Origin of the sequence: Streptomyces sp. NBC_00091 (genome assembly GCF_026343185.1) — a bacterium.
GTDB lineage: Bacteria > Actinomycetota > Actinomycetes > Streptomycetales > Streptomycetaceae > Streptomyces.
Genome location: NZ_JAPEMA010000003.1, coordinates 488,966 through 507,348 on the forward strand (window position 1 = coordinate 488,966; position 18,383 = coordinate 507,348).

Annotated in this window: 17 protein-coding genes; 6 read left to right on the forward strand and 11 right to left on the reverse strand. The window is 71.7% G+C overall.

Translation table 11 applies throughout. The features are described from left to right. Positions 1 to 50 precede the first annotated feature (50 nt). Entirely contained in the window at positions 51 to 602 is a 552-nt protein-coding gene (locus OOK34_RS33010; protein WP_267037832.1) for a flavoprotein, read from the forward strand. An 85-nt stretch (positions 603 to 687) separates the two neighbouring features. Here OOK34_RS33010 and OOK34_RS33015 read toward each other — a convergent pair whose 3' ends face one another. From OOK34_RS33015 to OOK34_RS33055, 9 genes are all read right to left on the reverse strand, one after another. Continuing rightward, complete coding sequence (locus OOK34_RS33015; RefSeq protein ID WP_267037833.1) at positions 688 to 1,626, reverse strand: NAD(P)-dependent oxidoreductase; 939 nt, start codon at positions 1,624 to 1,626, stop codon at positions 688 to 690. Between the two features lie 19 nt (positions 1,627 to 1,645). After that, positions 1,646 to 2,860, reverse strand: a complete 1,215-nt coding sequence (locus OOK34_RS33020; protein WP_267037834.1) for an epoxide hydrolase family protein — start codon at positions 2,858 to 2,860, stop codon at positions 1,646 to 1,648. A 12-nt stretch (positions 2,861 to 2,872) separates the two neighbouring features. Then, positions 2,873 to 3,286, reverse strand: coding sequence for an SgcJ/EcaC family oxidoreductase (locus OOK34_RS33025; RefSeq protein WP_267037835.1), 414 nt, complete (start codon positions 3,284 to 3,286; stop codon positions 2,873 to 2,875). Positions 3,287 to 3,358: 72 nt separating this feature from the next. Further along, positions 3,359 to 4,180 carry an AfsR/SARP family transcriptional regulator gene (locus OOK34_RS33030; protein WP_267037836.1) on the reverse strand — a complete coding sequence of 274 codons (822 nt, stop codon included), beginning with the start codon at positions 4,178 to 4,180 and terminating at the stop codon, positions 3,359 to 3,361. Positions 4,181 to 4,294: 114 nt separating this feature from the next. Then, entirely contained in the window at positions 4,295 to 5,044 is a 750-nt protein-coding gene (locus OOK34_RS33035) for a ScbR family autoregulator-binding transcription factor (protein ID WP_267037837.1), read from the reverse strand. Between the two features lie 79 nt (positions 5,045 to 5,123). Continuing rightward, entirely contained in the window at positions 5,124 to 5,969 is an 846-nt protein-coding gene (locus OOK34_RS33040) for an AfsR/SARP family transcriptional regulator (RefSeq protein WP_267037838.1), read from the reverse strand. Positions 5,970 to 6,208: 239 nt separating this feature from the next. Next, positions 6,209 to 6,856 carry a ScbR family autoregulator-binding transcription factor gene (locus OOK34_RS33045; RefSeq protein ID WP_267037839.1) on the reverse strand — a complete coding sequence of 216 codons (648 nt, stop codon included), beginning with the start codon at positions 6,854 to 6,856 and terminating at the stop codon, positions 6,209 to 6,211. Positions 6,857 to 7,031: 175 nt separating this feature from the next. Next, on the reverse strand, positions 7,032 to 8,261 hold the full coding sequence (locus OOK34_RS33050; RefSeq protein ID WP_267037840.1) for a cation:proton antiporter: 1,230 nt from the start codon (positions 8,259 to 8,261) through the stop codon (positions 7,032 to 7,034). A 52-nt stretch (positions 8,262 to 8,313) separates the two neighbouring features. Continuing rightward, positions 8,314 to 9,051 (reverse strand): TetR/AcrR family transcriptional regulator, encoded by a 738-nt coding sequence (locus OOK34_RS33055; protein ID WP_267037841.1) that lies wholly within the window; start codon positions 9,049 to 9,051, stop codon positions 8,314 to 8,316. 243 nt (positions 9,052 to 9,294) lie between these two features. Between OOK34_RS33055 and OOK34_RS33060 the strand changes: the two genes are divergently transcribed. The 5 genes from OOK34_RS33060 (at position 9,295) to OOK34_RS33080 (ending at position 15,206) form a co-directional block, all read left to right on the forward strand. After that, complete coding sequence (locus OOK34_RS33060; RefSeq protein ID WP_267037842.1) at positions 9,295 to 9,990, forward strand: ScbR family autoregulator-binding transcription factor; 696 nt, start codon at positions 9,295 to 9,297, stop codon at positions 9,988 to 9,990. Between the two features lie 180 nt (positions 9,991 to 10,170). After that, positions 10,171 to 11,421 carry a ParA family protein gene (locus OOK34_RS33065; protein ID WP_267037843.1) on the forward strand — a complete coding sequence of 417 codons (1,251 nt, stop codon included), beginning with the start codon at positions 10,171 to 10,173 and terminating at the stop codon, positions 11,419 to 11,421. Continuing rightward, a complete protein-coding gene (locus tag OOK34_RS33070) occupies positions 11,418 to 12,308 on the forward strand; it encodes a ParB/RepB/Spo0J family partition protein (RefSeq protein WP_267037844.1) in 891 nt (296 codons plus the stop codon). The genes OOK34_RS33065 and OOK34_RS33070 overlap by 4 nt, the downstream gene beginning before the upstream one ends. Before the next feature lie 123 nt (positions 12,309 to 12,431). Further along, entirely contained in the window at positions 12,432 to 14,648 is a 2,217-nt protein-coding gene (locus tag OOK34_RS33075) for a helix-turn-helix transcriptional regulator (RefSeq protein WP_267037860.1), read from the forward strand. Positions 14,649 to 14,651: 3 nt separating this feature from the next. Continuing rightward, complete coding sequence (locus tag OOK34_RS33080) at positions 14,652 to 15,206, forward strand: XRE family transcriptional regulator (RefSeq protein ID WP_267037845.1); 555 nt, start codon at positions 14,652 to 14,654, stop codon at positions 15,204 to 15,206. Between the two features lie 138 nt (positions 15,207 to 15,344). On the opposite strand, the gene OOK34_RS33085 is transcribed toward OOK34_RS33080, so the two are convergent. Together OOK34_RS33085 and OOK34_RS33090 are read right to left on the reverse strand one after the other, a co-directional pair. After that, the gene (locus OOK34_RS33085; protein WP_267037846.1) at positions 15,345 to 15,818 is read right to left on the reverse strand and encodes a MarR family transcriptional regulator; all 474 of its coding nucleotides are present in this window, start codon (positions 15,816 to 15,818) and stop codon (positions 15,345 to 15,347) included. Further along, positions 15,815 to 16,531, reverse strand: a complete 717-nt coding sequence (locus OOK34_RS33090; RefSeq protein WP_323183520.1) for a hypothetical protein — start codon at positions 16,529 to 16,531, stop codon at positions 15,815 to 15,817. The genes OOK34_RS33085 and OOK34_RS33090 overlap by 4 nt, the downstream gene beginning before the upstream one ends. Positions 16,532 to 18,383: the final 1,852 nt, after the last annotated feature.

Consider the following 18,383-nt stretch of genomic DNA (forward strand, 5'->3'; position numbering starts at 1 on the left):
CCCCGGCCCTCAAGGAGAGTTGAGGGCCGGGAATGTGATCACATGACCGTATGACGAGGACTCTCTACCTGTTCTGCTCCGCCGCCCCGCCCGTCTTCGACGTGGCCCACGTGATCGAGGACGCCCAGTCGCGCGGCTGGGACGTGTGCCTGGGCCTGACCCCGACGGCGGCGCAGTGGGTGTCGGGAAGCCTCGACGGGCTCGCGGCCCTGACCGGCAACCCGGTGCGCTGGCAGTACAAGCTGCCCGGGGAGCCCGACGCATGGCCGGCCGCGGACGCGGTGCTCTTCGCCCCCGCCACCTTCAACTCGGTCAACTCCTGGGCCCTCGGGCTCACCGACCGGTTCACCGTCGGGGTCGCCGCCGAGGCCCTCGGCAAGGGCATCCCGGTGGTCGCCATGCCGTGTACGAACGCCGCGCTCGCCGCGCACCCCCAGTTCGAGCAGTCGCTGGCCGTCCTGCGCGGCGCGGGCGCCGAACTGCTCTTCGGCGAGGGCGGCTTCCTGCCCGGCCCGGCCGGCCCCGACGCCCCGCCGCACTTCCCCTGGCAGGTCGCCCTGGACGCCGTGGACCGGGCCGCGGCCGGCACCGCACCGGCCTGATCCGTCCCGGGCCGCGGCCTACCGCGTTCTTCGGGAAGCAGCCCCGTACGTCCTCGCCGCCCAGCACGTTCAGGTGGCCCGCTCGTCACCGGTCATCACGGGCGGGGTACGCGGGCCGCTCCGCCCCGGCCGCCAGCGCCCGCACCCCCTCCAGGCTGCTCCCGTACCGCGGCTCCCACCCCAGCTCCCGCCGGGCCTTGGCGTTCGACAGCCGCACGTCGCTCGCCATGATGGCGTGCGCCAGCGGGGCCGCCCGCAGCACCCACAGCGGCACCGTCCACGGGGCGGGCGCCCCGAACGCCCCGGCCACCGCCGCCACGTGCGCGCCCCAGCCCGCCGGGGCGTCGTCGGCAATGTTGTACGCCTGCCCGGCCCGCCCCGACTCCAGGGCCAGCACCACCGCGTGCGCCGCGTCCGCCGTGTCCACCCAGCTCAGCGCCCGGCCCTTGTCGGCGACCACCGGCAGCTTGCGCCCGCGCAGCAGCGGCACGAGGTGCGTGTCGGTGGTGCCCGCGCCGTAGAACAGGCCGAACCGCAGGCTGACGCCCTCGATCCCGTCGGCGGTGAAGGCCAGCTCCTCCTTGGTCCGCATGGCGCCGACGTGCCGCTCCAGCGCGGCGTTCGCCCCGCGCGGCCCGAAGCCGTCGTCCTCGCCGAGCAGCGCCCCGCCGTGGTCCCCGTAGCCGTAGCCGAACATCATCGACTCGACGAGGAACCGCCGCGCCCCCGTCTCCCGGGCGGCGGCCAGCAGGTTCACCGTTCCCTCGGTGCGCAGCCGGTTCGTGTCCGCCATGTCCCGGTGGGTGGCCATGGCCCTGCCGGACAGCGCGGTGGCGGCGTGCACGACCGCGTCGAAGCGCAGCCCGTCGACCGCCCGCAGCAGGCCCTCGCGGTCGAGCAGGTCCGCGCGTACGTCCATCCCCGCGCCCCGGCCCAGCCCCGCGACCTCGTGTCCCGCCTCGCGCAGGGCATCGGCCGCCCGCCGCCCCAGGACCCCGCTCGCACCCGCCAGCAGAACCAACATGTCGGCCTCCTTCGTCGTCTCACCCAGGAGACAGACGGGCCCGCCCGGATGTGACACCTTCCGGAAGGAAATCCCGGAAGAAGCTCCGGACGTCCTCCACCAGCAGCTCCGGCACCTCCATCGCGGGGAAGTGCCCGCCCCTGTCGTACGAGGTCCAGCGCACGACGGCGTCGGTGCGCGCGGCGATGTGCCGCAGCGGGATGAAGTTGTCCCGGGGGAAGTCGGCCAGCGCCGTCGGGGTGGCCGACACCTCGGGCGGCTGCCCGTAGTAGTCGGCGTGGGCCCGCTCGTAGTAGATGCGGGCGGCCGATCCCACCGTCCCGGTCAGCCAGTACAGCATCACGTTGGTCAGCATCTGGTCCCGGTCGACGGGGCACCGGGGGTCGCTCCACTCGGCGAACTTCTCCCCGATCCAGGCGAGCAGCCCGACCGGCGAGTCGTTCAGCCCGTACGCGAGGGTCTGCGGCCGGGTCGCCTGGATGTCGGCGTAGCCCTGCCGCTCCCGCGCCCACACCCGGTACCGCTCCCAGGAGGCCAGCGTCCGCTCCCGCTCGGCGGGGCTCAGCGCGGCCAGCTCCGCGGCCCCGGGCTCGGCGGTGGCCCCCGCCCCGGGCAGCAGGTTCAGGTGCACGCCCACCACGTTGCCGGGCCTGGTCCGCCCCAGCTCCCGCGAGATCGCGGCCCCCCAGTCGCCGCCCTGGACCCCGTACGCGGCGTACCCGAGCCGCTCCATCAGCACCCCGAAGGCCCGCGCGACCCGCTTGAACTCCCAGCCCGTCTCGGTGGTCGGCCCGGACAGCCCGAAGCCGGGGATGCTCGGCAGCACCAGGTGGAAGGCGTCGGCCGGGTCGCCTCCATACGCCTTCGGATCGGTCAGCGGGCCGGCGACCTTCTGGAACTCCACGAAAGAGCCCGGCCAGCCGTGCGTCATCAGCAGCGGCAGCGCGCCGGGCTCGGGCGAGCGGATGTGCGCGAAGTGCACCCGCGCCCCGTCGATGACGGTGGTGAACTGCGGCCAGTCGTTCAGCCGCGCCTCGGCGGCCCGCCAGTCGTACTCCTCGCGCCAGTACCGTACGAGTTCCCGCATCTCCCCGAGCGGCATCCCGTAGGCCCGGCCCACGCCGTCCAGCTCGTCGGGCCACCGGGCCCGCCGCAGCCGCTCGCCGAGGTCGTCCAGCTCCTCCTGCGGCACCTCGAGCCGGAACGGCGTCAGCTCTGCGTCAAGATCGTCCATGCCGCCACGATGTCATCCCCGGTCGGGCCGCAGGACCTGGGTGTTCTGGCAGGCGGTCAGCAGCCAGCGCCCGTCGTCCTGCCGGGACACCACGTACAGGGGCGCGCCGTCGCTCTCCTCCCCGGGGGCCAGGTAGCGCTGGCGGACCTTGACCGCCGCGACGTCGTCCCGGACGAAGAGCACGTGGGCCACCTCGTAGCTGACCTCGCCGTCCCAGCTCGCCGCGGGCAGCACCTGCCGGGTGAACTCCGCGATCTCGTCGAAGCCGATGAGCACCTTGCCGTGGGCCGTCGTCCAGATCGCGTCCGGGTGGAAGAGCCCGAGGAACTCCTCGGTGTCCTTGTTCTGCTGCGCGTGCTCGACGGTGGCGACGAGCCGGGCGATCGCTTCGAGGTCCGCCGCGTGCGGCGTGGTGTCCGTGTCCATGCGCACCACCCTCACGCCCCAACCGCACTTGAGGTCAAGCCCCGCACCGGAACCGGACCGGAACCGGACCGGCTAGGCCGCGTAGAGGTCGAAGGTGGACCCCCGCTTGGGACCCGCCACCACGTCCAGGGCCGGATCGACCGTCAGCATCGCCTGGTGCAGCCGCCGCAACTGCGGGGACGGCTCGACGCCCAGCTCCCCGATCAGCAGGCCGCGCAGCCGCCGGTACACGTCCAGCGCGGCGCCCTGCCGCCCGGACCGGTACAGCGCCACCATCAGCTGGGAGTGCAGCCCCTCGTGCTGCGCGTGCCGTGCGGTCAGCTCGGTGAGCTCGGCGAGGAGTTCGGTGTGCCGCCCGAGCCGCAGGTCGACGTCGATCCGCCGCTCCACCGCGACCAGCCGGCTCTCCTCCAGCCGCATGACCTCGATCGCGAGGACCGGCCCCACCCGTACGTCGACCAGCGCGGGCCCCTGCCACAGCGCGAGCCCCGCCCGCAGCAGCGCCGCCGCGCCTTCGTCGTCGCCGCCTTCGAAGGCGCTCTGGCCCCGGGCGACGAGGCTCTCGTACGCGTGGACGTCGACGGACTCCGACGGCACCTGGAGCAGGTACCCGCCGTGCCGCGTCGTGAGGACCTCCTTCGCGGCGCCCGGCCGGCCCGGCCCCATGGCCGTGCCCAGCCTGCGGCGGAGCTGGAGGATGTACGTCTGCAGCGTGGTCAGCGCGCTGTTGGGCAGCTCCTGGCCCCAGATCTCCTCCATGAGGGTGGGTACCGGCATCACCTTCCCGGGATGCAGGGCGAGCAGGGCCAGGATCTGCCGCGGCTTGGCCGCCGTCGGCACGATCGATTCCCCGTCGACCTCGGCACTCAACGGTCCCAGAATCTGAATCCTCACGGTGTCCCCCTCCGCAGTTCGCCGATTCGCCTCGCTGTCTCCGGGCCCCACGGGGACCCGTTTGCCACACTCCCGGCCCAGCCGGTCGGGCCCGCACCTCCCCCAGGGGACGGCCTAGACCGCACTCCCCAGGAACTCGTAGCTCCGCTCCCCCACCGCCGCGCGAGCAGCGGCAGCAGCAGCAGCGTTGACGCCCTGCGTCCGGTACTCCCGCACCCGCTCCGCGCCCACCAGGCTCGGCAGCAGCAGCCCCCACAGGGCGGCCACCTTCCGCTGCAGTTCCCCGTACGACAGACCGGTCCCGGCCAGCACCTCGATACCGCAGACGGCGGCGGCCACCAGCGCCTCGGCGCTCTCCCACCGGTCGGCGGCCGAAACCCCGTCACCGGCGGCCGGACCGCCCTCGTCGGGAACACCCCCGACGGGCCTGTCCAGCGGCAGCTCGCCCACGTCCCGCGCCATCCGCAGCAGCTCGCACACCGCCGACAGCCACGCCTCGTGGAAGTCGACCACGGCCGGCTGCTGCCCCGCGCACTCCTTGGTGATCCGGAAGCTCGCCGGGATCGCCGGATCCTCGTGCAGCGTCCGCGCCAGCCAGTGCGTCGTGTCGATCAGCGCCTGCAAGGGCGAGGCTCCGCCCTCCCGCAGCCCTCGGACCGCGTCGTGCAGCAGGCCGCAACCCCGCCGCTGCACGGCGTCCGCCAGCTCGTCCTTCGAGGCGAAGTGAAAGTACAACGCCCCCTTCGTCACCCCGGCCGCACCCGCGATCTCACCGAGCGTCGCGTTGGCGTATCCGTTGCGGTGGAACAACTCGGCCCCGGCGAAGACCAACCGCCTGCGGGTCCGCTCCGACCTCTCCTGCACCGCTCCGTCTCCTTTTCGCCCCCGCTCCGTCCCTGCACGTGCCCCCCGGCCGCCGCACCCGGCGCCGGCCTCGCGGGGGTCAGGCCCGTACGAGCCGGTCCGCGCGCGGACCCGTCCCGGCGACCGAGGCCACCGCCGCCGTCTTGCCCACGGCCTCCGGGCCGGCCATCAGGATCGAACGCTGCAGCCTGCGCAGCGCGGTGGACGGCTCCAGCCCCAGGTCGCGTACGAGCGTGGCGCGCAGCCGCTGGTAGACGTCCAGCGCCTCGCCGCGCCGCCCCGAGCGGTGCAGGGCGAGCATGAACTGCCCGTGCAGGTTCTCGTGCGTGCGGTACCGGCTGACCAGCACCGTCAGCTCCGCCAGCAGCTCCCGGTGGCGGCCCAGCTTCAGATCGGCCTCGATGCGCTGGTCCAGCGCGCACAGCCGGGTCTCCTCCAGGCGGCGCGTCTCCATGTCCAGCTGCACCCCGCCCTGCACGTCGGCGAAGGCCGGCGCCGACCACAGGGCGAGCGCCTCGCGCAGCCGCTGCGCGGCGACGGGGAAGTCACCCGCGTCGATCGCCCGGTAGCCCATCCCGGCGAGCCGGTCGAACTCCCGTACGTCGCTGGTCCCGCCGTCGCTGTTCAGCAGGTAGCCGCCGGGCAGCGTCACGAGCACGTCCTTGGCGGTCCGCTCGGTGTCGTCGCTCCCCTCCAGGGCGGTCGCGATGAGCGCGCGCAGCTGGAGGACGTACGTCTGGAGGGTGGTACGGGCGCTGCGCGGCGGCATCGACCCCCACAGCTCCTCGATCAGCGCCGAAACCGGCACGACCTGATCGGCATGGAGGGCCAGAAGTGCCAGGACCTGCCGGGGCTTGGGGGCGGTGGGCGTGATGGAGATCCCGTTCTCCCGCACGGCGAGTGCGCCCAGTACATCGATGTCCACGTCGTACTCCCCTGTCCTTTTGGATGAGTCGCAAGAGTCAGTAGAAAACAGGCCGGACGGTTTGTCAATGCGAAACCGGTCAGGCAGTTTTCAGCCTGGCGAGATCTCGGCGCCACCCAAAAACCCCATCTGACCTGGGCATTTGCGAGCAACTCACATACCCACGACAGCTTGGAGCTCTTCAGCCGCCTCGCTACAGCGGTCATATAACACCCATCAGGGCCTTAAAATCAAACCAATCAGTCTGTTTCTTGCTCCGGAAGTTCGCCTGCGGCTGGCTCCTCGCCCGCCGGGGCCGCCGTCTCGTCCAGGGCGATGCCGGGCAGGATCACCGTCCAGATCCGGGACAGGGCCTGCCGCGCGGTCCACTCCGGTTCCACGGCCCGCAGCCCCCGCAGCCCGACCGTGGAAGCCACCACCACCCGCGTCGCGTCCTTCGGGGACACCCCCTCGGCAAGGAGCCCGGCCCGCTCCGCGGCGACCATCAACCCCTCCGCCCACAGACCGCATTGCCCACGCAGATCCACCCGGCTGCGGTGGCCGGCGTCCGCGCCCAGCGCGAAACCGGCCCGTACGACGACGTCCCCGGCCAGCAGTTCCAGCAGCGCGTACGTCGACTCGACGAGCACCCTCAGCGGGGCACCGGAACGCTCCGGCTCGCCTTCCTCTTCCGCGATCCGCCGCAGCCTCCGCGCAGCCCGGGCCTCCACGGCCCGGGCGAGGGCGGGCTTGCCGTCGAAGTGGAACTGCACCGCGCCGGAGGTCACTCCGGCCCGCTCACTGATCGCGGCGATCGAGGCGGCGGCGAAGCCCTCCTCGGCGAACACCTCCGCCGCAGCGAGCACGAGAGATTCCCGCGTGCGTGCCGCACGCTCCTGCTTGACCATGAGGGGCTCCACACACCGCAATCGCCGCATCCGCGGGTCGCCCCACACCAAGGGGTACGAGATCCTGGGCCACAGTCGACGCCCTCACCGGAGCCGGACCGGACTCCCAGCAGAGCCCCTCACCGTTAACGCCGTTAACACCCACCCCCCACACCCCACCCCACCGTTAACGCCGTTAACGCCCGGGCTCCGCTCCCCCGCTCCCCCGCGCCCCGAGCACCCGCACCACCGGCCCCGTCACGGCCGTCGTCACCAGGGCCATCAGCACCAGGACGGTGAACAGCTCCACCCCGATCACCCCCAGCCCGAGCCCGACGTTCAGCACCACCAGCTCCGTCACCCCCCGGCAGTTCATCAGCGCCCCCAGCAGCACGGCGTCCCCGCGCCGCTGCCCCACGGCCAGCGCCGCCACCGTCCCCGCACCCCACTTCGCGGCCACGGCCACCCCCAGCACCCCCGCCGCCCACAGCCAGGCCGCGCCGCCCCCCAGCGCCCCCACATCGGTCCGCAGCCCGCTCCCCACGAAGAACAGCGGCAGCAGCACCGGCACCGCGAACTCCCGCATCCGCCGCGCCGCCCGCTCGACCGCCTTCACCCCCCTCGGCACCACCGCCCCGAAGACGAACGCCCCGAACAGCGCGTGCACCCCCAGCGCCTCCGTCGCGTACGCGGCCACGCAGGTCCCGCCGAACAGCCCGACCAGCACCCCGCTCCCCCGGTCCGGCCCCCACCGCTCCGCGGCCCGGGCGAGCAGCGGCCGCACCCCCCACCACATCCCCGCCACGAACCCCGCTGCCAGGGCGGCCCGCCACAGCCCGGCCCCCGCCCCACCACCGCCCGCCACGGCCACCACCACCGCGAGCAGGCACCAGGCGACCACGTCCACCACCGCCGCGCAGGCCATCGCCAGCGCCCCCACCGGCGTCCCGTACAGCCCCTGCTCGGTGAGGATCCGCGCCAGCACCGGAAAGGCGGTGACGCTCAGCGCCACCGCCACGAACAGAACGAACTCCGCCCGGCCCACCCCCTCCGGCGCGAAGGGGCCGTACAACCCGAGCGCCAGCAACCCCCCGCACGCCAGCGGCACCCACACGCTCGCCTGGCTCACCACCACCACGGCCCGCCCGAGCCCCCGCAGCATCCCGAGGTCCAGCTCCAGCCCCACCAAGAACATGAAGACGACCAGCCCGAGGCCCCCCAGCTCCCCGAGATGGGGAAGCACCTCGGCGGGCAGCAGCCACCGCTGCCCCGCCGGCCAGACCCACCCCGCCAACGAGGGCCCGAGCAGGATCCCCACGGCGATCTCCCCGACCACCGCCGGCTGCCCGAGCCTGCGCGCCACCGCGCCGCCCACCCCGCACGCGAGAACCACCACCGCCACGGCGATCAGCACTCCACCCGCCACAGCCCCCTCCTGCCCCGGTCCTCCCGAACCGGAAACAGCGAGCGGTCCTACTTCAGGAGGTCACCCGCCGGGCCACCAACAGCCCGATCCCGTCCAGGATCCGCTCCAGCCCGAACCGCAACGCCTGGTCCTGCCCCCCGTGCTCGGCGACCGAAGCCAGCGCCGCCGCCAGCGCCGGATACTCCTCCCCGCGCAGCCGCACCACCTCCCCCAACACGGCCCCGAGCTCCGCGTCCGGCCCCCCGGCCCCGCCCATCGCCCGCTCCTGCTCCGCGATGCCCCGCACGTGCCCGGCCAGCAGCACCATCGCGTCCATCGCCTCGGCCCCGCTCAGCCCGCACCCCTCCAGCGCGGCGAGCGCCCGCTCCATCCACCCGACCTCCCGCGGCCCGAGCGCCCGCGCCCCCACGGTGGCGTCCAGCAGCCACGGATGCGCCCGGAACCCGGCGAGCAGCTCCCGCGCCCACACCCCGAGCCGCTCCCGCCAGCCGTCCCCCACCGCCGCCAACGCGGCATCCAGCGCCACCGCCGGATCCGGCATCGCGGCCTCCGCCATCAGCGCGACGAGCTCCGCCTTCCCCGGCACGTACCGGTAGAGGGCCATCTTGGTGACCGCCAGCTCCCCCGCCACCCGCTGCATGGACACACCGCCCAGCCCCTCCGCATCGGCGATCCCGACCCCCGCGGCGGCGATCCCCTCCAGCGTCAGCCCCCGCCGAGGCCCCCGCGCCGGCGTCACCGGCGGCCCCCACAACAACCGCACCGCCGCACCCCACTGCTCGCCCGCCATCGCATCCCCTAGCCCGCACACCAAAACCGCGTCGACCGTACACACCCTCACCGTTAACGGCGTTAACGCCGTTAACGCCGACCCCTCCACGCCGCCAAAAAGTAACAACCCAAACCAGCCTCACCACCCCCAAACCCCCCTCCCACCAGCCCCCTAAAAGTACTTGTCGACTGGTTTTCTTTGACTCAATCCCACAAGATTGCGCCTGTACCACGGACATCACCAGCATCAGGAGACACATACGTGGCGAGGGTCAGGCAAGAACGGGCCGAGATCACCCGGCAGGCGATCCTCGACGGCGCGGCCGTCGCCTTCGACCACGCCGGCTTCAGCGGCACCAGCCTCAGCGACGTGGTCAAGAACGCCGGAGTCACCAAGGGCGCCCTGTACTTCCACTTCCAGTCCAAGGAAGCCCTCGCCCGCACCCTGATCGACGAGCAGTTCCAGGTGTCCAAGGACGTCCCCGCCATCAAGGACCCGGGCCTCCAGACGGTCATCGACCTGACCCACCAGATGGCGTTCGGGCTGCGCACCAACGTCCGCGTCCGCGCGGGCATCCGCCTCGTCATCGAGTTCGGATCGTTCACGCACCCGGACCCGTCCCCGTACAACACGTGGATCGGCACCTGCCACACCTGCCTGACACCGGCCCAGGCACGCGGCGACATCCTGCCTTCCCTCGACGTGGACAGCCTCTCGACGTTCCTCGTCGGCTCGTTCACCGGCATCCAGGTCACCTCGCACGTCCGCACCCGCCGCGAGGACCTGCACGACCGGGTCGTCGACCTGTGGAACTACCTCCTCCCCGGGATCGTGCCCGGCCCCCGCATCCCCCTCTTCGACCCGGCGGGCTCCCCCGCCTGCCGCGCCGAACTCGGCCTGGCCACCCGGCAGGCCACAGCCCGCCGGCACACGCCCACCGCCGTTCCGGTCGGCTGACGACACGTCCAGGTCACATCCAGGGCGGCCTCGCACACGCCGTGGCGAACCACGGGGGTGCTCGCTACGGCGGGTGCGAGGCCGCCCTGTCGCGTATCCGGGCACCCCGCCACCCATTTCGTTAGCAAAACCCAAGCGTGGCGCCCACACGCACCCAAGAACGTTAGTAAAGTCCCTCTCATGACTTCGCCCTCGTCCCAGAACGACCGAGAGAAGGTCGTCTCCAAGCTCCCCCCGTGGCTCCGCCAGGAGTTGAAGATCCGCACCGCTCAACTGCGGGTCGACATCCAGGACGCCGTCCACCAGGGCATCGCCCACTGGAGCGCCCTCGCCTCCTCCCCCTCCCCCGTCGACACCTCCGGCGCCGAATCGTTCTCGACCTGGCTGCCCGTCGGCCAGTGGGAGTCCTTCCGCACCGACTCCAAGGACCGCGGCGTCTCCCTCATCCAGGGTCTCGCCCAAGCCGTCCGCCTCTGGCTGGAGATGAACCCGGCCCCCACCGTCAAGCGGCCCTCCGTCGTACGCCGCATCGTCGTGTGCAACCAGAAGGGCGGAGTCGGCAAGACCGCCATCACCGCCGGCACCGCGGAGGCCCTCGCCGAGGACCCCGAGAAGCTGCACCCGGTCCGCATCGCCCGCCAGCTGGCCCGCCTCGCCGCACCCGAGGAAACGGCCCAGCCCAGCACCCGCCTGGACCTCGAAGACCTCCCGGGCCTGGGCATGCGCGTCCTGCTCGTCGACTTCGACCCCCAGGGCCACCTCACCAAGCAGCTCGGCCAGCAGCCGCTGCCCATCGGCGGCGACAGCCTCACCTGCCACATGGCCGGCGAGGCCAAGGGCCCCCTCCAGGACCTGATCGCCCCCATCGAGCACGACCGGTTCGGCGACCGCCTCCACCTCCTGCCCGCCTGCACGGACGCCTTCCTCCTCGACGTCCGCCTCTCCACCGTCCGCGCCCGCGAGGCCGCCCTCGAACGCGCCCTCTCCCCCGTCGAGTCCGACTACGACGTCATCCTCATCGACTGCCCGCCCAGCCTCGGCCTCAGCATGGACGCGGCGATCTACTACGGTCGCCGCCGCGACGCCGAACAGCCGGGCGCCTCCGGCGCGCTGATCGTCGTACAGGCGGAGGACTCCTCGGCCGACGCGTACGACCTCCTCACCTCCCAGATCAACGATCTGCGCGACGACCTCAGCCTCGACATCGACTACCTCGGCCTCGTCGTGAACCTCTACGACGGCCGGCGCGGCTACATCGCGACCTCCTCGCTCCAGGCCTGGATGGACATAAAGGATCCGCGGGTCGTGGCGATCGTCCCCGACCTCAAGGAACAGCGCGAGTCCGTCCGCCTGAAGCAGCCCCTCTTCGTCTACGCCCCCAACGGCGACCAGGCCGTCGCCCTGCGCGCCCTCGCCCGGGAGATCTCATGAGCAGCAAGGCCGACAAACTCGGAGTCTCGGCTTCCTTCGCACGGGCCCAGCCCGTCGGCGTCAGCTCCCGCCGCGCCGCCATCGCCGAAGCCACGGGCGCCCCGACCTCCGGGGTCGTCCCGCCGTCCGAGGTCCCCATCGAGGCGCTCGCCCACAACCCGTTCAACCTCCGCGAGGACCTCACGGACCTCGACGAGCTGGCCCAGTCCCTCGCCGTACGGGGCCAGCTCCAGCCCCTCGCGGTCGCGACCCGCCTGGCCTTCATGGAAGCCCACCCGGGCCAGACCGACGGCCTGGGCCGCGCCCCGTACGTGGTCATCGACGGCAACCGCCGCCTCGCGGCCGCCCAGCTGGCCGGCCTCAAGACGATGCACATCCACGTCAACGACGCCCTGTCCGCCTCGGCCGCGGACATCCTCGAATCGGCGCTCATCGCCAACGTCCACCGGGTCGACGTGGCCCCCATGGACCAGGCGCGCGCCCTCCAGGAACTGGTCGAGGTCCACGGCTCCCAGGCACAGGTGGCCAAGCGGATCGGGAAGACGGCGGCCTGGGTCTCCCAGCGCCTGACCCTGCTCAACCTGACCCCCACCCTCCAGGAGAAGGTCGAGACGGGCGAGCTGAAGGTCGAGCCCGCCCGCCGCATCGGCCGCCTCCCCCACGAGGAGCAGGCAGCAGCGGCCGACGAGAGCATTAACGCCGTTAACCCCCCGCGCCAGCGCACCCGCCCGACGCCCCCGACCGTTAACGCCGTTAACACCCCGACCCCCACCCCCCGCATCACGATCTCCACCCACTCCCCGGAGACCATCGCGGACGCCCTCACCGCCCACCTCACCCCGGACGACCTGAAGGCCGTCACCGAACTCCTGATGAACCGCATCTGAGCGGGGCCGCACCACGCCGGGGGCGCTGACGGCATTAACGCCGTTAACGCCCCCACGTGCGTTTCATGTGCGTTCAACCGTGCGATTCGCATAGGGTGCTGCTGGAGGTAACCGATGAGCGAGATGAACGAACAGACCACCCTCTTCGCAGCGGTCGACGCCCTGCTCGAAGAAGCGGCCGCCCAGGACGGGCTCCCCCACCCCGACGAACGCAAGCGCCTGCGCGAGGCCGCCGGCCTGAGCCAGGACCAGATCGCCAAGGCCCTCTCGGTCCGCCGCGAAACCGTCACCTCCTGGGAAACGGGCCGCACCGCTCCCCGTCCCCCCAAGCGCGCCGCCTACGCCCGCCTCCTCGAAGGCCTCGCCGCCCTCCACCCCGTTAACGCCGTTAACGCCACTCCGGCCCCCGAGCCGACACAGGCGGAGACCCCCCACCCCATTAACGCCGTTAACGCCCCCGCCCCCGCCCCCCGGCCCGTTACCTCCACCCCCACCCCCACCCCCACCGCCGTTAACGCCGTTAACGCCACCCCGAATCCCCAGCCGAATCCCCAGCCGGAGCCCCAAGACCACCCCCAGCCCGTCAACGCCGTTAACACCCCCACCCCCCAACCGAAGCAGACCCCCACTCCCCGCACACCCCCCGGACCGAAGGCCCCCCTCGCCCTGGAAGGCAACGGCCCCCTGGCCGTCCTCGACGGCACCGGCCAGGCCCACGCCGCCGGCGGCCTCCTCCTCCCGCACCCCACCTCCGACCTCCCCTCCCTCATCGCCTGGGCCCTCGGCCCCGACGCCGACCTCCGCGCCCCCCGCCTCCACCGCAACGGCAGGGACGGCGACCCCCTCCTCGTCCTCACCGCCCCCGCCGCCGAGCGCCTCGGCCTCCCCCTCACCCTCGAAGACCGCCGCGCCCTGCGCCTCCCGGACAACCACCCCGTCATCAAGCAGCTGACCAAGGCCAAGTGGCAGCTCACCCGCCGCGGCTTCGGCCCCTGGGCCCGCATCTACCGCCCGGCCTCCCCCACCACCGGCCGCCAGTGCGTCCAGCTCGCGGTCCTCCCCTGGGGCGCCCTCGACTCCCGCGCCTGGGGCGAGGACACCGCCGAGCTCCCCGCCCCGGAACTCGCCGACATCCTCACCACCTACGCCACCCGCGTCCTCACCCCCCGCGGCTCCACCGCCGTCACCGGCCTGGAACTCATGACGGCCCTGCGTCCCCCCACCCGCGCCGCCCGCAACCCCCAGACCAACGCCTGGGAGTCGGCACCCGTCCCCGGCTCCCTCACCCGCCCCGTCGACCCGGCCCCCCCGGAGGCCCCCGACGAGCACCCGGTGGTCGCCGCCCTCTACCCCCGGTCCCACCAGCGGACCCCGGACGAGGTCCTCGACGAGGAGGCGTACGACTGGATCCGCGACCCGGAGCTCCTCACCGACGCCGAATGCGCCCGCACCCACGCCGTCGGCATCGACGTGAACATGGCCTTCGCCGCCGCGGCGAACCGCCTCACCGTCGGTCTCGGCCCCGCCGTCCACACCACCACCCCCCGCTTCGACCCGAAGCTCCCCGGCTGCTGGCTCGCGGACCTCTCCTCCGTCCCCCTCGACCCCCGCCTGCCGAGCCCCTTCACCCCCCACGGCAAGCCCCCCACCGGCCCCGCCTGGTACGCGACCCCGACCCTCGCCTACGCCCAGGAGCTCGGCCTCTCCGTCCACCCCACGGAGGCCTGGCTCCGCCCGGACAACGGCCCCTACCTCGACGCCTGGTACACCCGCCTCCGCGACGCCTACATGGCCACGATGGCGGACCTCGGCGTCAGCCCGTCCCTCACGGAGTCCGAGTTCCTCACGGCCATGACGACGTACAAGGCGAACGCCCCCCACACCCCCACGGCAGTACTCTCCGCCATCAAGTCCACCGTCAAGGGCGGCATCGGCAAGCTCCGCGAACGCCCCCAGGGCGCCGGCTACCGCCCGGGCGAAACCTGGCCCGCCCTGGAACGCCCCACCTGGCGCCCCGACATCCGCGCGGCCGTCATCTCCACGGCCCGCGTCAACATGCACCGCAAGATGCAGAAGCTCGCCACAACAGCCGGCCTGCACCCCATCGCGGTCCTCTCCGACTGCGCGGTCTACCTCTCCGACGGCCCCAGCCCCCTGGACTTCCTCCCCCACACCCCCGAGGGCAAGCCGCTCCCCGGCGGCTTCCGCCTCGGCGTCAGCCCCGGCATGGTCAAGCACGAGGGCACCCAGCCCCTCCTCTGGGCCGTCCAACTCCTCGACGAACACCTCAACCCGGCCCGCCACATCAAGGGCCACGACGCAGCAGCAGACGGCGAGTAACCGATGTCCGACATCTCCGACAGCCTCACCAAGGCCGACGAACTGCACTTCACCCGCCCGATCCCCAAATCCGCAGGCGCCCAGATGCGCTACCTCGTCAAGCAGCTCAAGTCGACAAAAGCCGTCGCAACAGCGCTCAACATCTCCCAACGCACGGTAGAGCGCTACGTGAAGAACGAAATCAAGCAGCCCAAGCCGGCCCTCGCCGCCCGCCTCGAAGCCGAGGTACGCCGCCGCTGGCAGCCCCTGGTCCGCAAACGCGCCCGCGACCAGGCCGCCCGCACCACCGGTCTGGTCATCGAGACCCGCGCCCGCTTCGGCTTCACCGCGGCCCCCGGCACCACCGACGACGGCCGCATGCGCCGCATCACCCAGCACCTGCCCCCGGAGTACGCACAACGCCTCTTCGCGGCCCAGGACAACGGCGCCACCGAGGCCCAGCTCCGGCACATCACGGCCGAAGCCCTCCAGGAGATCTACTTCAAGGACAACGGCGCCCGCGCGACGAGCCTCCTCGTCGAGTTCACCGACATCGACTACGTCGACTTCGCCTTCTAGGACGCCCCCAAACCGCCGAAGCCACAGGCGCCCCCACAAGCCCCCCAAACCCAAAGAGGGCCCCGGGGATATCCCGAGACCCTCAAACACCCTTGAAGCCCCCTCAGAAGCCTTTCTCGAGGGGGTTTCTCGCCATACTCATCCCACGGCGTGCAGCGTCCGACGCCGCTTGGACTCCGCGGCCTTCTTCGCGGCGGCCTGCGCCGCCCGCTTCTTTCGCTGCTCCGCCAGCTGGTCCTGGTACTCCGCCACCGCCTGGTGGTAACTGGCGACGTACCCACGCGCGTCCAGCCGCTCCTCGGGGGGCATCGCGTTCACGGCGGCGACAGCGTCCTCGAAAGAGTTGTACCCGGCCAGCATCGGGTTGATCTGGTACACCCCGTTCCTGACCTTCCGCACCAGCTTCGCCAGCTCCAGGCTCCGCAGCGCGGCGTTGACGCTGGGCCGGCTCAGCTCCAGCAGCCCCCCGATGGTGGCCTGGTCGATCAGGATCCGCCCACCGGGCTCGCTCAGCGAACGCAGCTTCAGCAGCACACGGTACGCGGCCGGCGGAAGGTCCAGGTCAGAGAGAAGCCCGTCGGCGTTGACCGCAGCGAATCGCAAGGTGCTCACTGAGCTGTCCCTTCTTCCTTGCGCTTTGCCCGGCTCAGCCGGCGCGCAGCGCGCTCTTTGGACCGTTCGGCCCGCAGTTCCTCGATTGCCTGCCGCATGTGGTCCAGCGACGGGAACCGCACGAGGTCGGGCAGGCTCGTGTCGCTGCGAATCTGCGAGATGGTGCTGCTTTGCTCCACCTTCACGAACTCACCCGCCGTCTCGGTACCCGGGATGAACTCAGCCACCCGGTAACTGTAGGGCGGGTTGAACTGGTACACACCCCGCCGCACCTTGAAGACGATCCCATGAGACATGACGGTGTGCAGTGCCTCCGACGTCTTTGTCCGGCTGACGTCCAGGATCGTAGCCATCTCCTCCTGAGTAAGTGGAATCCGGCCTCCCGCCCGCTGGCACGCGATCAGGAGCAGGATGAGCCTCAGGGGCAAGGCTTCCCTGAAGTACTGGGCAATCACCAGGAAGAACTCGAGGCTGTCCATCGAGAACGCATTTGGCTGACTTTGCGTCCCGTAGAACTCCAGCGGCTTGCGCTCACCGTCCAGCGTGAGCTTCCTGCTGGGGTACCGCTTCGCCAGGCTGTCCAGATCCTTGACCGGAGCCAGCGGCTGACTCCACGCCGAGATCGCGTCATCAACGGGGAGATCAGGACGCGGCGCGCGCGGCGGACTCGGCCGACGGCGCTGTGGCTCTGATGACACGAGGATGCTCTCCACTTCGTTGATCTGCAGAGAGAGTATGTCAACAAGGGTGACACTAATGTCACGCTCGTTGACGTTCGGCGTGTCTTGTGTCCCCCCAGGAGGGACACATCTCAGCCACTGCCCTCCTCGAGCCGCTCCCGGACCCCCGCGCTCAACCCCTCCCCGCCCTCACGCAGTTCAGCGACGTATCTCCGCAAGAATGTCAGTCTCCCCGACGTTTTAGCCCAAAAAGCGTCAGCCTCGCTGACGTTTTGCAGGAGTTCTGTCCCCCTACCAGCGACACATCCACCGAGTTATGTCCCTTCTGAGGGGACATAACTTTCCCCCCGCACCCCCTCTGACCTGCGACAACGCATCTCCGTACCCTCTATAGGCCGTCCCCTGCCGCGCTGCGCGAACTGGGCGCCGCCCCGAACCCCCGCCCCGAGTGCACTTCCTGACGTCGCAACAGCTCCGCTGGCCTACCCCCGTCCCCCGGACACGGTGTCCATAACCACGCAGAATCTGACTGATTCCTATCTCTATCCCCACATCACTTTGAATCACCACCCCACCGACCATTAACGCCGTTAACACCCCACACCCAAACTCCAGCCCTCCTCCAGCGATCCTCAAGCACCCCTCTACCAGCACAACAAGGCCTCAACCTCGACAAACCCTCCATCAACTCTCAACACCACAACTCGAACCAACCAGAAGCTTCCAAAAAGCCCCTAGAGCGGCACCAAACCCTCCACCGCCCCACCCACCACACCCCTCACCAACCAGCTGGACCCAACATCAGCACCCTCCCAACCCACCCCTTAGCCCGACTCAAGCCACAGCACGAACCCCCAAGGCCCCTGTCTTCAACCTGGGCAAACCAACACTCAGCCCAACCGAAGGCTGGGCATTAACCACGGAGCAACAACCTCCGACCCAAGCAGGAAGGCTGCCCTTGGCCCGAGCGAAACGGGGCCAAGTCGTCCGGAGCCCGAACTCTCGCCGGCGAAACCAAGCAGCCACCACAAAGCAAGGTGCCCCCCTCCGCCGGAGCGGAGCGGAGGCCACCCCCACCGAAGGCGGGGCTTTGCCCGGCGGAGCCAGGCAGCCGGGGAGCGAAGCGAGGCGGCGCCCTTTGGCTGAAGCAAAGCGGAAGCCAACCCAGCCCGAGGCCGGGCCCTGAGCGGCAGAGCCGCCCAGCCGCGGAGCGGAGCGAGGCCGCTTCATTTGGCCGGAGCGGAGCGAGGCCACCCCCGCCCAGAGGGCGGGGCTTTGCCCCGCGGAGCGGGGCAGCCTCTGAGCGGAGCGAGGAGGCTTCGTTTGGCTGCAGCAAAGCGGAGGCCAACCCAGCCGGAGGCTGGCCCTGGGCGGCCGAGCCGCCCAGCCGCCGAGCGAAGCGAGGCGGCTTCACTTGGCTGGAGCGAAGCGGAGGCCATCCCCGCCCCGAAGGGGCGGGGCTTTGCCCCGCGGAGCGGGGCAGCTGTCGAGCGGAGCGAAACAGCTTCCTTGGCCGGGAGCGGAGCGGAAGGCACCCCCGCCCAGAGGGCGGGGCTTTGCCCCGCGGAGCGGGGCAGCCTCCGAGCGGAGCGAGGAGGCTTCGTTTGGCTGGAGCGAAGCGGAAGCCGCCCCCCGCCCGAAGGGCGGGGCTTTGCCCCGCGGAGCGGGGCAGCTTCGTTGGGCTGGAGCGAAGCGGAAGCCCAACGAAGCCGGAGGCTGGGCCCTGGGCCGCGGAGCGGCCCAGCCGCCAGAGCGAAGCGAGGGCGGCTTCACTTGGCCGGAGCGAAGCGGAGGCCGCCCTGCCGAAGGCGGGGGCTTTGCTCGGCGGGCCGAGCAGCCCCGAGCGAAGCGAGGGGCCTCGCTTCCCCAGCGCGCAGCGCTGGGG